14 protein-coding genes are annotated in these 15,969 nt (G+C 55.1%); 5 read left to right on the top strand and 9 right to left on the bottom strand.

Going from position 1 to position 15,969, the window contains the following annotated elements; all coding sequences use genetic code 11:
- Positions 1–42: 42 nt before the first annotated feature.
- The 5 genes from BUA44_RS07595 to BUA44_RS07575 form a co-directional block, all read right to left on the bottom strand.
- Positions 43–810, bottom strand: a complete 768-nt coding sequence (locus BUA44_RS07595; protein ID WP_072810407.1) for a fibrobacter succinogenes major paralogous domain-containing protein — start codon at positions 808–810, stop codon at positions 43–45.
- A gap of 601 nt (positions 811–1,411) precedes the next feature.
- Positions 1,412–2,695: a serine hydroxymethyltransferase gene (gene glyA / locus BUA44_RS07590; RefSeq protein WP_072810405.1), complete on the bottom strand. Its 1,284-nt coding sequence runs from the start codon at positions 2,693–2,695 to the stop codon at positions 1,412–1,414.
- 110 nt (positions 2,696–2,805) lie between these two features.
- The gene (locus BUA44_RS07585) at positions 2,806–3,924 is read right to left on the bottom strand and encodes a hypothetical protein (protein ID WP_072810402.1); all 1,119 of its coding nucleotides are present in this window, start codon (positions 3,922–3,924) and stop codon (positions 2,806–2,808) included.
- Between the two features lie 52 nt (positions 3,925–3,976).
- Complete coding sequence (locus BUA44_RS07580; RefSeq protein WP_072810399.1) at positions 3,977–4,669, bottom strand: HAD family hydrolase; 693 nt, start codon at positions 4,667–4,669, stop codon at positions 3,977–3,979.
- A gap of 11 nt (positions 4,670–4,680) precedes the next feature.
- On the bottom strand, positions 4,681–5,988 hold the full coding sequence (locus BUA44_RS07575) for a deoxyguanosinetriphosphate triphosphohydrolase (RefSeq protein WP_072810456.1): 1,308 nt from the start codon (positions 5,986–5,988) through the stop codon (positions 4,681–4,683).
- Between the two features lie 74 nt (positions 5,989–6,062).
- On the opposite strand from BUA44_RS07575, the gene BUA44_RS07570 reads away from it, so the two are divergent.
- The 3 genes from BUA44_RS07570 to BUA44_RS07560 all read left to right on the top strand — a co-directional run bounded on the left by BUA44_RS07570 (position 6,063) and on the right by BUA44_RS07560 (position 9,232).
- On the top strand, positions 6,063–7,193 hold the full coding sequence (locus BUA44_RS07570; protein ID WP_072810453.1) for an RluA family pseudouridine synthase: 1,131 nt from the start codon (positions 6,063–6,065) through the stop codon (positions 7,191–7,193).
- Between the two features lie 35 nt (positions 7,194–7,228).
- Complete coding sequence (gene yfcE / locus BUA44_RS07565) at positions 7,229–7,858, top strand: phosphodiesterase (protein ID WP_072810396.1); 630 nt, start codon at positions 7,229–7,231, stop codon at positions 7,856–7,858.
- A 129-nt stretch (positions 7,859–7,987) separates the two neighbouring features.
- Entirely contained in the window at positions 7,988–9,232 is a 1,245-nt protein-coding gene (locus BUA44_RS07560) for a nucleoside recognition domain-containing protein (RefSeq protein ID WP_072810393.1), read from the top strand.
- Here BUA44_RS07560 and BUA44_RS07555 read toward each other — a convergent pair.
- From BUA44_RS07555 to BUA44_RS07540, 4 genes are read right to left on the bottom strand one after another with little or no spacing between them, the layout of a single operon-like run.
- The gene (locus BUA44_RS07555) at positions 9,229–10,398 is read right to left on the bottom strand and encodes an alginate O-acetyltransferase AlgX-related protein (RefSeq protein WP_072810390.1); all 1,170 of its coding nucleotides are present in this window, start codon (positions 10,396–10,398) and stop codon (positions 9,229–9,231) included. The genes BUA44_RS07560 and BUA44_RS07555 overlap by 4 nt on opposite strands.
- A 9-nt stretch (positions 10,399–10,407) precedes the next feature.
- The gene (locus BUA44_RS07550) at positions 10,408–11,976 is read right to left on the bottom strand and encodes an MBOAT family O-acyltransferase (RefSeq protein WP_072810388.1); all 1,569 of its coding nucleotides are present in this window, start codon (positions 11,974–11,976) and stop codon (positions 10,408–10,410) included.
- Position 11,977: 1 nt separating this feature from the next.
- A complete protein-coding gene (locus tag BUA44_RS07545; RefSeq protein WP_072810386.1) occupies positions 11,978–12,991 on the bottom strand; it encodes a calcium/sodium antiporter in 1,014 nt (337 codons plus the stop codon).
- Between the two features lie 6 nt (positions 12,992–12,997).
- Positions 12,998–14,068, bottom strand: a complete 1,071-nt coding sequence (locus BUA44_RS07540; RefSeq protein ID WP_072810384.1) for a porin family protein — start codon at positions 14,066–14,068, stop codon at positions 12,998–13,000.
- A 68-nt stretch (positions 14,069–14,136) separates the two neighbouring features.
- On the opposite strand from BUA44_RS07540, the gene BUA44_RS07535 reads away from it, so the two are divergent.
- Together BUA44_RS07535 and BUA44_RS15665 are read left to right on the top strand one after the other, a co-directional pair.
- Entirely contained in the window at positions 14,137–15,600 is a 1,464-nt protein-coding gene (locus BUA44_RS07535) for a leucyl aminopeptidase family protein (RefSeq protein WP_143151907.1), read from the top strand.
- Positions 15,601–15,626: 26 nt separating this feature from the next.
- Positions 15,627–15,797 (top strand): hypothetical protein, encoded by a 171-nt coding sequence (locus tag BUA44_RS15665; RefSeq protein WP_175547249.1) that lies wholly within the window; start codon positions 15,627–15,629, stop codon positions 15,795–15,797.
- The last annotated feature ends 172 nt before the right edge of the window (positions 15,798–15,969 follow it).

Below are 15,969 nucleotides of genomic sequence, written 5' to 3'. Positions count from 1 at the left end.
CAAGTAGATAAAGGCTTGCGGACGATTTCAGGTACCCAAATGTCATATAATCAAAAAGTACCTGTTTTTCAGGTACCTTTTTGTCATATAGACCCAAAAAAGGTATTTTAGACACCACAATATACATTGCCAGAATGATATATAAATCCCTACGAGCGTCGTTCTCTTTTTCACCTCTAAACCTTTGATACAACGGACAGAGTGTCCGGTGTCCTTGTGGCCGTAACCCAGGCCTGCAATGTCGTCGTGGTAGTGCAAGTTCATACTGTACGCGATACCATCATCAGTAGAACCCCAGAAGAACGCATAAAGGCCCTCATCACGGTAAATCCCACCGTTGTCGGACCATTCGCCAGCAGGCAACGCCGTGAACAAGTAGGCATCCGTACCATTGCCGCTTTCCCCTTCATCGTCATCCCAGCCGCTAGTAGACTTGAGCATCTTGCCTGCTGTACTAGAACCGCCAACAGTAGCAACTAGCTCTTTAAATTCGACCTCTGTCGGCAAATGCCAGCCGCTCGGACAAGCGGTTTTCGCAGCAGCCCAAGTGTAAAGGCGACCGTACTTGGTGCAGTTAGAAACGCTATCCTTGTAGCAGTAGGAGTTTGCAGTCTCGTAGTTGAGATTTTCCGCCATCCAGGTCTGCGTGCCGATGGTGACCGTCTTGTAAGTCTGACCGTTGCGCGAGTCCGTCAGCATCCCTTCCGTCAATTCCTTCCCATCCGGGCGTGTCGCAAAATCGCTGTCATCGTCACCGCAGGCGACAAGCATCGCCGCACAAGCAAGAATTCCAAACCAAAGGTGTCGCATGTTTCCTCCAAGTTGTTTCCAAATAATAGAATCTTTCTGTAACCGTTGGCAGAAAATTCCTTTCTGGCGGTGAAAACGACAATTTTTCCGCCATTTTACCGCCACTTTACTAGTTTGTCTGTGCAATTTTGTTCATTTTAGCCCACCAAAGGCCGCATATGGCGGTGATTTTGAACATTTTTCTTCCATTTCACCGCCAGCATCATGCCCTGCAACAAGAAAAAGGTTCATTTTTATACACACAAAGTAAATTTCGGCGGTGAAAACGACAATTTTTCAGCCATTTCACCGCCACTTTGGCAATTTTGTGCTTTTTCTATATATAAAAGATCCCCGAACAAGTCGGGGATGACATAATGCGAGTCCGGATCCTTTGCTACGCTCAGGATGACGCAACACGCGGAGCGTTTGCCCCGCTACACTTTACTTGTGTGAGCAACAAACGCCTCGTATTAACGAGGCGTGGTTGACGCCGTTGGCGTCCGCGGCTGCACTCGGTCATAAAATTATGCAAGCACAATTTTGCGACACTCGTTTTGCACGCTTTTGCGAGAGCGAGCGCAGACCGGAGCAATTTAATCCCCTAGTCTAGCGCGAGCGGTTATTTATAAAGCGGATGCTTCTTGCAGAGAGCCACGATTTCTTCGCGGATCTTCTTGAGAGCAGCATCGTCGTCCTTAGCCTTGATAGCGCGGTCGATGATGCGGGCCACTTCGCGAGTGTCTTCTTCGTCGAAGCCACGAGTCGTGATAGCAGGCGTACCGAGACGGACACCGGACGGGTCCATCGGCTTGCGCGGATCGAACGGGATGGTAGAACGGCTGCAGGAGATGCCGACCTTTTCCATGGCCACTTCGGCTTCCTTACCGGAAACGCCCTTGGAGGTCATGTCCACCACGATGAGGTGGTTGTCGGTACCGTCGCTAATGACCTTGTAGCCCAGCTTCATCATTTCGTCGGCCATGGCCTGAGCGTTCTTGATAACGTTCTTCGCGTAGGTCTGGAATTCCGGCTGCAGAGCTTCGAGGAATGCAACGGCCTTACCGGCGTTGATGTGGTCGTGCGGACCACCCTGCATGCCCGGGAACACGCCCTTGTCGATTTCCTTGGCGAGGGAGACTTCCTTGAGTTCGCCCTTCACCATCTTCTGGATGGTGCGGTCCTTGCACATGATGATAGCGGAACGCGGGCCACGGAGAGTCTTGTGGGTGGTGGTCGTCACGATGTCGAAATACGGCACCGGAGATTCGATAGCCTTACCGGCAATGAGACCGGCAATGTGAGAAATGTCAGCCATCGTAAGGGCGCCCACTTCGTCGGCGATTTCCTTGAAGCGCTTCCAGTCGAGGTTACGGCTGTAGGCAGAGAAACCGGCGAGGATCATCTTCGGCTTTTCGCGGAGAGCGATTTCGCGGACCTTGTCCATGTCGATGCGGCCTGTTTCCTTATCGACTTCGTACTGCACGAAGTTGTAGAGCATACCGGAGAAGTTCACCGGATGGCCGTGAGAAAGGTGTCCACCGTGGTCGAGCTTGAGGCCGAGGACCTTGTCGCCCGGTTTGAGGACGGCGAAGTACACGGCGGCGTTGGCCGGAGAACCGGACAGCGGCTGGATGTTCACGTGGTCGCAACCAAAGAGCTTCTTGCAACGTTCGATGGCCAAAGCTTCCATCTTGTCGATCACTTCGTTACCACCGTAGTAGCGCTTGCCGACGTAGCCTTCGCTGTACTTGTTGGTCAGCACGGAACCCATGGCTTCCATGACGGCCTTGGAGGTATAGTTTTCGGAAGCGATGAGCTCGATGCCATATTCCTGGCGTTCGGCTTCTTCCTGAATGATGTTGTAGATTTCCGGATCGGTCTGTTGCAGTGTAGATTTGAGCATTTAGCTACTCCTTGATTTGTACGCGCCAAATATAGATAATAAGAAGTCCAAAAAAAGGATTAAGGCGTCAAAATGAAGCAGGAAACAGGAATTCTGGCGGGTACGCGCACCTATTCCATCATCACGCCGTCTTCTTCGTCTTCCCCGTCGTCGTAATCCTCGATGGTCTTGTCACCGGGAACAATGATGAGCCCTAGTGTCACGGGGTTACCCTTCAGGTCGATGTAGGCTTCCAGGTAGAGTTTGGTCGAAAGGCGGATAAGGCGCAGGTCGAGCATGGTGCCGCCCTTGTGGATGCTCTTGGGGTTACGGTTGAAGAACAGGAACTTCTTGTTGATGTACTCGAAACGGTCCTTCTCGTAATTGATGCTCCACTCGGAGTTGCCGTCCTTCTCCTGGCGGTAGAGGCAGCGGTCGTTGTCGATATCGCACTCGAAACTCGCACTTTCCTGGTAGCGCTTGTTCCACTCGCGGCTAAAGGCGCAGCTCTGCACGCGGCCCGCGCCGTTGCGGTTCTTGTTCAACTGGTCATTGATGACAACGTAATCCATCTTCTTGTCCTTGACCTGGTTGTACACGTTCATCAATATGATGTAGGCCTCGATGTTTTTGGGGCACTTGCCGTCAAGTTCCACTTCTTCGTGCGCCTTCAAAAGCGTCTGCTGCATGTCGAGGTCGATGGCATCGGGAATCTCGCTTTCGCGGAGCTTGTCCAGCACCTTCTTCGGCGGGATAACCACAATCTTGTCGCCCTGCTTGATGGCATAACCCAGCTGGTCACGCACGTAGTCAAGGCACTGTTGCACGTGGATATGCACCGTGTTGGAACCGCCCGAAACGAAGTCCACGCCTATACGAACGTTCCATGTGGAAGCGTCGCTCTTGGAGCCCTTCACCAGTTCGCAGAAAGGATCCTCGCGGATACCGTCGATAAACACGATTTGCGCATTGAGCTTGGTAACGAGCGAGCCTTCCTTGTCCATCGCGCTCCCGAGACTCCAGAAGTTCGGGTTCAGGCGGAGCACCTCGGCAAAGGCCTTGTCGCCGTCGAGCGCGGGCAAAAGCGAATCGTTACGGGCGTTCTTCTCTTTCAAAAGTTCGGAATACTCCGTCGTCACGTTCATGTTGCTGAAGCCGTTGCGCGCCTGCGGAGCGGGGAACGACCACGCCAGGGAGGCAAAAAGGAGAGCGAGCGTTACAAAAAGTGCAGAATAAACAGTTCGTTTCATACGGGTATAAAATACAAAAATAGATCCTTCGACTACGTGCTGCGCACTCCGCTCAGGATGACACAACAGGAAGAATATCGCGCAGGTTCATCAGATGCGGTATATGGAAATCCACCCAAGCCGGCGCTTCCACGTTCGGGTTCACGAGCACGGTGGTCCAGCCCCGCCTATGCGCGGGTTCCAGGTTCCGCAGAGAATCTTCCAGGAGCACAATATCGCGCTTGTTCGCGGGCATCGAGCATTCCCATCCAGGCATCGCGCCACATCTCTCCGGCCAAACACGCGCAAGCCACCGCTCCATCTTCTCGTACGCGCTCTCGTGCGGTTTTCCCACCCAGTCCATCATCTTCAGGTCGAACACGCCATCTATCGCGGGAGCAATTCCCATGTGCGCCATGCCCGCCTCGCTCCAGTCGTGCCGCCCGTTGGTAAACACATAGCGGGGGCCCTGCAGGCCTTGCAACAGCGCGAGTTTTTCGGGAGCGTTTTTCGGGTACGTCAGGTATTCGGGTTCGTGAATGAAATCGAAGAATTCGTCCGGGTCGGTACCGTTCATCGCCATGAGGCCAGCAAGCGTCGTGCCGAACTTTTCCAGGTAATCCGTGCGAATCCTGTGCGCCGATTCAAAATCGCCGCCGACAGTCTTCTGCACAAAAAGCGAAATGCGGTGGTCGAGCGAATTGATGACATAGCGCTCTTCGTCGCCATACAAAGTAAGGTCGTAATCGAAAAGCCAGACCTTCAAGGGACCCCCGCCTACACGCCCATCGCAAGGCCGCCAATCTGGCGCGCCAGGTATGTGGCGTAGTTGTCCGTCATGCCCGTCACAAAATCGAGCACCTGGTGGTAGGCCTCGGCGGCGGTCACGCTCTGCCCGATTTTCGCCTGCCCGATAAGCCGTACGATGCGGTCGGCACGGTAAGAATTCCTGCCGTTCTGCCTGTAATCGTAAACGCCGTTGATAAAGGCGTCAAGGACGGTCGCAAGAGTCGTGTAGCTACCGACTTCAAGTTCCGTCTTGCGGCGGTCCGGGTAGATGCGTTCCACGCCTAGGCGCTTCGCAATGCGGATGCCCCACATGGCATCGGACTTCGTGATATCTATCAGGTGGCTGTTGAGCTTGCCTTCCATGATTTCTTCATAGTGCTTCACGAACGTCACGGCAACGTCGTCTATAATGTTCTGGAAAGCCTTTCCGCGAATACTGCTGAGGAAGTCGCGGAAGTTGCGACCGTTTTCCTCGTATTCCTTGTCGATATTTATTTCGGGACCGCAGAGGTAGCTGAACATGTCGCGCACATCGCCAAACGAAAGAATCCCGAGTTCAATGGCATCTTCCACGTCGAGGATGGAATAGCAGATATCGTCGGCGGCTTCCATCAGGTAAACGAGCGGGTGGCGCACCCACTTGCCATTATCTATCTGCGGGAGCCCAAGCGTTTCGGCGGTAATCCCGTAGAGGTCCGCCTCCGTCGAGAACAAACTGGTGGGGCAACCGTACTTGGCCAGTTGCGGGTACTTTATCATGGCGCCGATGGTAGCGTAGGTAAGGCGCATTCCGCCATCGAGAAAGTGGTACTCCAGCTTGCTCAATATGCGGTGCCCCTGCGCGTTGCCGTCAAAATTCTCGAAGTCCGCCATTTCCTTGTCGCTCAAATCCTTCAGCGGAGCGCTCTGGCGGTTCTTGCGGAACCACTCGCGGATAGCCGCCTCGCCCGCATGCCCGAACGGCGGGTTACCGATATCGTGAGCCAAGCAGGCCGACTGCACGATGGTTCCGAACTGGTATTCGTTGATATACTTGGGCAAGTACTTCTTGATGAGGTGGAAAACCGTAATCGCAAGGCTACGCCCCACGCTCGAGACCTCGATACTGTGCGTCAGGCGGCTATGCACGTGGTCATTCACCGAGAACGGGTGAACCTGTGTCTTGCGGCCAAGCCTGCGGAAAGCCGTTGAAAAAACAATGCGGTCGTAATCCCTGTGATAATCGGAGCGGTTCGGGTCCGGGTCTGCCGGGTGCCCGTAACGCGTAGCGGATAAAAGTGTTTCCCATCTGAGCATGGCGCAAATATAAAAATTCTGCAAGGCGAGAGAAGCGACAAACTTGTTTGGCATTTATTTCTATCTTTCATTACATGATTACGCGCATCATCGACCGCAACTTCGCCAACATGCGACTGGACCGTTTTTTACGCAAGGCATTCCCCGACGAATCCCTGTCGGTTTTCTTCGCCGTCATCCGCAAAAAAAAGGTGCGCGTGAACGGAGTCGTCGGCAAGGCGAACCAGATGCTGCAGGAAGGCGATACCGTCTGCATCTACGAGAACTTCAAGAGCGTGGAAGGGGATAACAAGACGCACGCAGACACACTTGCCGCTTCGCGGCTGCGGTGTGACGAGGGCAACGCAGCACAGGCGCAAGGTGACAGCAAACAAGCAACTCCCAGCAAGTCCGGTTTCGCGAAAAACAAGTCCACATGGGGCAAGGTTCTCTCCCCTGCAGAAAAGCAGGCGGGCTGGGGCGCGAAGGACCTGGATATCGTCATCCAAACAGAAGACTACGTCATCGTGAACAAGCCCTCGGGACTTGCGAGCCAGCCTGGTTCCGGTACGCGCCCGGGCGAGAGCCTTGTGGAATACCTGTGGGAATGGGGCCGCCGCGAAGGTCTCGATTTCAAGCCCACCATCGCGCACCGCCTGGACCAGGAAACATCGGGCATGCTGATTGCGGCCCTCCACGGCGACACGCTGCGCGACTTTACCCGTATGATTCGCGAACACGAGGTGGAAAAGTTCTACTTCGCGCTCGTGAAGGGCAACCTGAAAAAGGAAAAGGGAACGATTTCGGAATCGCTCACCCGCACCGATGCCGCAAAGGGCAGCAAGATGAAGGTCGGCGAGAGCGGCAAGGACGCGAAAGAGGCCGTAACGCACTACCGCGTGAAGCAGCACTACGAAGGCTACGACCTCGTGAAAATCAAGCTCGAGACCGGGCGCATGCACCAGATTCGCGCGCACTTCGCAAGCATCGGGCATCCGCTCCTGGGCGACACCCGCTACGGCGACTTCGCGCTCAACCGCGAAGTGAAAAAGACCCTCGGGCTCCACAGGCTATTCCTGCACAGCTGCAGGCTCGAATTCGTATGGCAGGGCGAACGCAAGGTATTCGATTGCCCGCTCCCGAAGGAACTGCAAAGCGTTATAGACAAACTAAAGCCCATGCGTTTCAGGCACGTAGGCGCCGACCCGCGCGGGGCAAGGAAATAAGACAGCATAGGAAATAAGGTAGCTCAGGAATCAAGATGCGCGCACTTATCCTCTCCGACATTCACGGTTCCGCCATCGCCGCAAGGCAGGCGCTTGCTTTTTTCGAGAAATTCAACTGCGACAAGATTTTTTTGCTGGGCGACACGCTCTATCACGGACCGCGCAACCCGCTCCCGGCGGGCCACGGCCCCATGGGGGTCGTCGATGCGCTTGCTCCCTACAAGGAGCGCATCGTCGCGGTCCGCGGGAACTGCGATGCAGATGTCGACCTGATGATGCTCGACATGCCCATCGAGGATGAATTTGCTGTCGTGAAAGATGACCGCGCAGGCGCTACGCCCGCAGAAAAGACGCTGTTCCTGAGCCACGGGCACATCTTTATGCCGGAATGCTTCCCCGCAGATGCGCTCCACACGCTCGCCCCGAACGACCTGGAACTGAACGGCAGAAGCGTCGACGCGTACGTCTACGGGCACACGCACATCTGGAAATGCGAAAAGAACTTCAAGGGAGTCCTGCTCGTGAATCCGGGTTCCACGAGCCTCCCCAAGGGCGGAAACCCGCCGACCTTCGCCCTCTACGAAAGCGCGACCGCAGCCTCCTCCGCCAAATTCAGCATCCACAGGCTCGATGACGGCAGCGAACTCGCCGCTGCCGAGATTTAACAAGCATCGCCACTAATTATTGTTTTTGCCCCTATCGCAGCAACTTACGGTCTTAGCCATTAACCATCGACCAATGACTAATGACCATTGACCAATGACCAACAACCACTTTTTACTTACATTTACATTATGGTCTTAAACATCATCTGGCTCATCTTCTTCTTTGGCGCGTTTATCGCTTGCATGGTGCAGTGGATCGCCTTCGGCGACACCCAAATCTTCAACAAAACTATCATGGGCGCGTTCGACATGTCGAAAACCGCGTTCGAAATCGCCCTCGGCCTCACGGGCATACTCAGCCTCTGGCTCGGCATCATGAAGATTGGCGAAAAGGCAGGCGCCGTCCAGATTCTCGCAAAAATCGTCTCCCCGCTGTTCAGCAGGCTCTTCCCCGAAGTTCCGAAAGACCACCCGGTCGTGGGCACGATGCTCATGAACATAAGCGCGAACATGCTCGGGCTCGATAATGCGGCCACCCCGATGGGCCTACAGGCGATGAAGCAACTGCAGGAACTCAACCCCAACGAAGACAAGACCGTCGCGAGCAATTCGCAGATTATGTTCCTCGTCTTGAATGCGAGCGGCCTTACGCTCATCCCGGTGAGCATCATGACGTACCGCGCCCAGATGGGAGCGGCAAACCCGAGCGACGTGTTCCTCCCTATCCTCCTCTCTACGTTCTTCAGCACCATCGCGGGCATCATCGCCATCAGCTTTTTCCAGAAAGTAAAACTCAAGGACCCGGTGACGGTTGCCTGGCTCGGCGGGCTTTCCGCCTGCGTCATCGCCATCATGGTCTACTTCAGCCACCTCACTGCCGAAGCCATCGGAACCACGAGCCTCTTCATCAGCGGCATCGTATTGCTCGGCCTGATTGTTGCATTCATGGCCCTCGCCGTGTACAAGAAGGTGCAGGCCTACGAGGCGTTTGTCGAAGGCGCTAAGGATGGTTTCCATACGGCAGTCATGGTCATCCCCTACCTGGTCGCCATCCTCGTGGGTGTCGCCGTGTTCCGCGCAAGCGGGGCGATGGACCTGGTCATGAACGGAATCTCGTGGGTTCTCGCCTGCTTCGGAATCGGCAACGACGTAGTTCCCGCTCTCCCCACAGCATTCATGAAGCCCCTGAGCGGAGGCGGTGCACGCGGCATGATGATTGACGCCATGAAGACCTTCGGTGCAGACAGCTTTGCAGGGCGCCTCAGCTGCATGTTCCAAGGCGCAACCGACACCACGTTCTACATCATCGCGGTTTATTTCGGTTCCGTGGGCATCAAGAAGACGCGCCACGCCCTCACCTGCGCACTCATTTCCGATGCGGTAGGCATCATCTCGGCAATCGCAATCGCGTACCTGTTCTTCCCGCCGGTCTAGAACACACAAGGCATCTTCGCGACCAGCCTCTTCTTCGGGAACAACATTAGTGACAGTTTTGTCGCAATCCAATCGCTAGCAATTTCGTGCGCGTTTCCGTTCCAGTGGGAATCTGTCCTCCAGAATATATCCTTGCCGGCCTTACGCGCCTTGAAGAACGGAACCGTCAGGTCAACGTTCTCGATGCCAGCAGAATCAAGCATATCGTAAAAGTCAAAGTAGTGCCTTGCATCGGGAGATACCAGCGGCAAGCCTGCAGGCAACAACCATTCATTCACATCGTCGCGCCAGAAAAGATTCCTGTTCGGAGCCATCACAAACAGGAGGCGCGCACCGAAGGTTTTTGCCAAGGAATCTAGGTCCTTCAGGTGTTCCACCACAGCCTTGTATTCTTCAGAATTCTTGTTGTAAAGGAGCACTCCGGCAGTATCTTCCGCAAAAGCAAGGAAAGGTTTCTCTTCGTGATAAACGCCAACCCCAGCCCAGCCCTCGTCCGCACCCGGATGCGTATCCTTGTAGAGCGAGTAGCGCCACGTATCCGTGAGTTCCCGCAGGGCGGCCACCGGCGGGAACCTGCGCAACTTAAAGTCGACCGTTCCCGGAGCCTCGAGGAAGGCTCGACGGCGGATGCGCTTGACTTTTGAGCCTAGGCCCTTGCCCTCGTTCCAGGGCGCCACGTCACCGTAATCAAATACCGCATTCGCACCGAAGTTCGCATATACATTGCGTTCAACACATTCCACTACGATAACTTTCGGAACGGGCTTCCCTTCCTTCGCGCGGGCAGCGGCAAGCGCAAACAGCGACTTCGGGGAACCCTGCAGGTCAATGTAATCCACCGCAGCAACCTTCCCGATTCTTTCCGCAGACAGTTTATCCGAAACTTCTTCGGGCAAGGGCTTGTGCCCGAACTGCACGCGGCTAAAACTGTCTCCCAGCCACCACACGATACCCGAATCGAGCGGCGCAGTATGCACGCTTTCGTCGGGATGGTACGGCTCGTCGACATCTTCCTTGAAATTCTTTACGGAAGTGAGCCTGAAGAGGTCTCCCCTGCCGGTAAACCACTGCGGGAACGCCCCGCTAAAGAAAATCCCGAGCAATGCAATGGAAAGCAGGCCGAGCCCGCGAACACACCAGAGAGCGATTTTAGTCTTTGTATCCACCGTCGCCCCCTAGAACTGGAAGTAAATGAAGCCCTGCCCGCTAAAGCGGCCGAGGAAAATGATTGCCAACAGGTAGACAAGGCACCATGTCCAGCGCCACGCACCCGGTTCATCGCCCACCACGCAACCGCGCGTTCCACCGCGAGTCACAAGCGAGCGGATTCCCCATATCAATAGGCCGATTAACACGCTAAATGCTGCAGGGACATGCAAAGCATCGTTATCGACACAGAAAAGCGAATGCACACATGCTCCACCGCACAACATAAGAGGACCATTCAAGTACGCATCGCCGTGAAGAACAATGTACGCTTGCGCCAGGTTTTCAAACGGTCCGAAATTAAATATGCCGACAATGTAGTTGAGCCACGTGCCAAAATCCGGTGCGCGGAACAGCGTGAAAAACAGCACGACAAGCGCAAAAGTCTTGATACGACCGAGCCACGGGTACTTTACCGGGAGCTTACGCCACGGGCGTTCCAGCACATACGCGACACCGTGACACACGCCCCACGCCACGAAAGTCCATGCCGCACCGTGCCAGAGCCCGCTCAAGAAAAATACGACAAGCACGTTCACGATAGCGCGCGGGCGTCCCTTGTGCGAACCGCCGAGGCTAAAGTAAACGTATTCGCGGAACCAGCTCGTAAGCGAGATATGCCAGCGTTTCCAGAAGTCGTAGATGCTTGTCGCAAGCAGCGGCGCATTGAAGTTTTCCATCAAGCGCACGCCAAAAATCCGCGCGATACCGATAGCGATATCCGAATAACCCGAGAAGTCGAAATAAATCTGGAAGGTAAAGAAAATGCCCGCAAGAATCAGTTCTACAGGAGACAGTTCCGACACGTGGCCCGCAGCAACACCATTGAACACGCCATCCACGAATACGCCCAGGTGGTCTGCCAGCACGGCCTTCTTGAAGAACCCCTGCAATATGCGGAACATGCCCGCCTGCAAGTCGCCCAAATCGAAGCGGTGCTCAAGCGCAAGTTGCGGCATCAAGTGCGGAGCGCGCTCGATAGGGCCCGCCACCAACTGCGGGAAGAACGTCACGTACAACGCGTACTGCGCGATGTTCCTGCACGCAGGGATCTTCCCGCGATAAACGTCAATCACGTAGCTCAGGCTCTGGAACGTATAGAACGATATCCCCATCGGGAGCAACAGTTTGGGCAAGTCCAAAGGCTTCCCCATCCACGGGGCGACAATCGCATTCCACGTTTCCTCAAAGAATCCCAGGTACTTGAACGCAAACAGAAGCCCGAGGTCAAAGCTCAGCGAAACAGCAAGCGCAATGCGCCGTTTAATATTCGCGACAGGCACGCCATCAACAGCACCATCCGCACTCCGGCCAAACCTTTCGATAAAGCGCGCCATCGTGTAATCCACGCCGATTGTCGCAAGGATAAGCGCAAGGTACTCGGGTCGCCACACCGCATAAAAGTAGAGGCTCGCAACGAGAATCAGTATGCGACGGAACTTGCCGCCCCAGGCATTTTCCCTGCCCACGGGAACCGCGTAGTATAGCCCTACGACAGCGACCGCAAACAGAATGAAATACCAGGAATGGAAAAGCACGCTACTTCAAGACTCCGGTCGCCTGCGCAATAAGCACGCCGATATAGCCCACGTAGGCAACGAGAAACACGGTACCTTCAAGGCGGTTGATGCGGCCAATGCGCTTGCCATCCGCACCGACTCTGCTCTTGCGGACAGGGAGCCCGAACAACAGCAGGAGAACAGTCAGCACGGCCATAACCGGCAGATCACGACTCAGGATAGAAGCGCTGAAGGAATGCATCGGCGCAATCATCGCTGCGATACCTACCACCATGAGCGTATTGAACAGGTTCGACCCGATAATGTTGCCAATGGCGAGGTCGTTCTCGCCCTTGCGGGCTGCCGCAATGGAACTCGCAAGTTCCGGGAGCGAGGTACCCACGGCGACAATCGTAAGGCCAATCAGCAGGTCACTCACGCCGAGAGCACGCGCAATTTCTACCGCGCCCCACACGAGTGCACGGGAACTTGCCACCAACAGAGCAAGCCCGAGCACAAGCCACAGGATAGACTTTCCAAGAGAAAGCTTTTCGCTCTCACCCGATTCCGATGCAACCGTTTCTTCCGCAGCCACACCCTTTTTCTGGCGAAGTTCGCTCACGACATTGAAGGTCATCACGCCCGCAAAAACGAGCAGCACGACAATGCCGTCGAGCCTGCTGATGGAGCCGTCCATCGCCTGGAATATGGCAACAGCCGTAACGGCAATCAACACGGGCAGGTCACGCACGAGAGCCTTCCGCACCACGATGACGGGCGAAATAATCGCTGTCACGCCGAGAATGAGGGCGATGTTTGCGATGTTGCTCCCGTAAGCGTTTCCAAGAGCAAGTTCAGGAGCATCCTGCATGGCAGAAATCGCCGAGACGACCATCTCCGGAGCGGAGGTGCCAAACCCGACAATAACCATACCGATAAGGAGCGTAGACATGCCGCAAAACTTGGCGACACCTACCGCTCCATCAACAAACTTGTCAGCACTCCATACCAGGACACCCAATCCCAGGACTATAGCGACAATCGGAAGAATCATAAACTATTAGAGGACGTAGAAGGAAATACCGAAGAGGAAGGTGTTCGAGGTGAGCTCGTTGATGCGCCAGCCGGGCACGCCGTCATAGGCATTGGAAATACCGCATTCGTAGCGGATATCGAACGAAAGGTAATTGTTCGCCTTGATGGAGAGACCGAGCAGGAGCGCGAAGTCCATGGAATTGCGGTAATCCAGGTCAATCATGTCGGCATTGCCGTTCACGGGAGTACCGTCAGCCTTCTCGTAGGAATACTTGAACGTATCCTGGACAGGCACGGAGACTTGCATACCAAAATCAAACGAGAAGTTCGAGTACATGGACTTGAGCATGAACAGGAGCGGGATAGTCACGCGGTCCATCTTGAACTTGACATGCGCTTCCTTGGAATAATCGCTACCGTAAGAGTAGGAGGCGCTAGCCTCACTATGGTCGAACAAGGCGCCAATCTTGAAGCCCATCGTGTATTCGTTCAACGGCACCACGGCAAACAAGCCGGCCTTCCATGCAATACCGTCATAGGATTCCTCGAAATCCCAGTTGTTGTCGAAGAGAGTGTTCATGCCGGCAAAGCCCTGCACACCGAAGGAGAACTTCATCGGAATGGGTTCAGCCTTGAGCCTATACACGCGGGTTTCGCGAACAGTAGTTTCGACCGGAGCGGTTGTCTGCGCGCCATACACGGGCTGCGATTCGGCATCTACGCCGCGGACAGCCTTCGGAGCAGGCATGTCGCCTTCGTCGGCAACAGGAGCGGGCTGCGGTTCAGGCTGCGGGGCCGGAGCGGCCGTCTCTACAGGAGCCGTTTCGGTTGCCGAGCCTGTCGAGGCATCCTGGGCAGGAGCAGGTTCCTGGGCAACAGCCTGGGGCGCTTCGGGTGCAGTTTCCGCCGCAGGTTCCGTCGCAGCGGCGGGTTCCTGTGCCGGAACGGCCGGGGCGGCCTCAGCAGGAGCCGCTTCCTGAACGGCGGCTGTTTCCGGTGCGGGTGCTGCAGCTTCCGCTACGGGAGCCGCTTCTTGAGCCATGGCAAAAGCTGTCAGAGCCAGAACAAAACCGAACGATTTCATTTTCGTGTTCATAATTACTCCATTTTGCATTATTTACTTTCTTTGTATCAAAATACAAAAGTTTTGCTATCTTTCCAAACATGAAGTTCAATATAATCGCCACAGAATCGCAAAAAGCGAACGCCTACGCCCTCTTTTTCGTAAAAAAATCAGTGCAGTTTTCCACTATCCTGTCGGAAAACGGCAAAAAGCAGGTCGAATCCGTTCTTAACGGCATGAAGGACGGCCCGTTCGAGGACCTCGAATTCCTTGAAATCGATGGCAAGCCGACGTTTTTCGTAGATGCGGCAAAGGAGCGCGGGCTTTCCGCACTCGACCACCTGCGCATGGCCGCCTACCGCCTGGCTGGCCGCGCCATGAAAAAGCAGGTTCCCAGCGTGAGCATCTTCCTCGCCGATGCGGCAGATGAGCAGTTCAAGGCAATTCTCCACGGGCTTAGCTACGCCGACTACAAGTTCGACGCATACAAGAGCAAGCAGGAGAAGAACTTCCAGGTAACATTCGAGATTGTCGCGGGCGAGCACGTCAAGGATTTCAAGAAGATTGCAGAAGATGTCGCTGTCGAGCAGAAGGCGGTAACGCTTGCAAGGAACCTCATCAACACCTGCGCCAGCGACCTCTACCCCGCTGAGTTTGTTCAAAATGCGAAGACCATCGCGAAATACACGCCGAGCCTCAGCATCAAGGTGCGCGACATGAAGCAACTCGAAAAGGAAGGCTTCATGGGCCACGTGACCGTCGGCAAGGGCAGTTCGCACGAACCGTACATGATTACGCTTTCGTACGACGGAACGAAGGGGGCCAAGCGCACCTCGAAGGACCACCTAGTATTCGTGGGCAAGGGTCTCACGTTCGATACCGGCGGGCTCTGCCTCAAGCCGCCCAAATCCATGCCCGAAATGATTAGCGACATGAGCGGGGCGGCGACCGTACTTGCCGCCATACAGGCTATCGCCACGCTCAAGCTCCCGATTCACGTGAGCGCCGTGTGCTGCCTCGCCGAAAACGCAATCGGCAACAAGTCCGTGCTCCCGGGCGACATCTTCAAGGCCAAGAACGGCAAGACCGTGATGGTCGACAACACCGATGCCGAAGGCCGCCTGGTGCTTAGCGACGGACTTGCAGAAGCAGGCGAAATCGGGGCAACGCACATCGTAGATCTCGCCACACTCACCGGTGCCATGGTCCGCGCACTCGGGTATGCCATCGCGGGCTTCTTCAGCAACGACGACGATCTCGGCCTGAAGGTTATCAACTGCGGCGAAGCGTGCTGCGAAAAGTTCTGGAGCATGCCGCTCGAAGAAGAATACGCCGACGCGCTCAAGGACAAGTTTGCCGACCTCAAGAACACGGGAACCGACGCGGGCGCAATTTCCGCGGCACTGTTCCTGCAGGAATTCGTTCCCGAAAATACCGCGTGGGCGCATTGCGACATCGCGGGTACGGCATTCGTCACCAAGAAGTGGAAGTACACCGAATACGGCGCCACCGGTTTCGGCGTGCAGACGCTTATCGAACTTGCAAGAGAATTTGCACAGGCATAAGGCAACCCAAAACGAGGACGCATAAAATGGCCTGCGCAAACTGCAAAATCCGTGCCCAGTACGACAAGAACCCCAAATCCCTCATCGGGCGGTTCTGGCGATTCCACATCAACTTCTGCCCCGGCTGGAAGGCTTACCTGAAAAGCCTTTCCGAAGAAGAGCGCGCCCAGCTCGCCGAGAAATACGGTCTGAAATAAGTCCGGATTGATAACGCATAAAACCGAGCAAACTATATATTAGCCCGAGCAGACTAAAATGGCCGCAAGCCCTCATTTAGTCTGCTAAAAATTACTTTATACGCAACGAAATCTGCTGTTTTTAGACTTTTGAGCAGACCTTTTCAGATATTTTCGTAAATTTGGTCTGCTG

This window comes from Fibrobacter sp. UWR3 (assembly GCF_900143055.1).
In the GTDB taxonomy this organism is placed as follows: Bacteria; Fibrobacterota; Fibrobacteria; order Fibrobacterales; family Fibrobacteraceae; genus Fibrobacter.
Note: the sequence above shows the minus strand (reverse complement) of the source record. Positions and strands in the feature narration are given on the sequence as shown.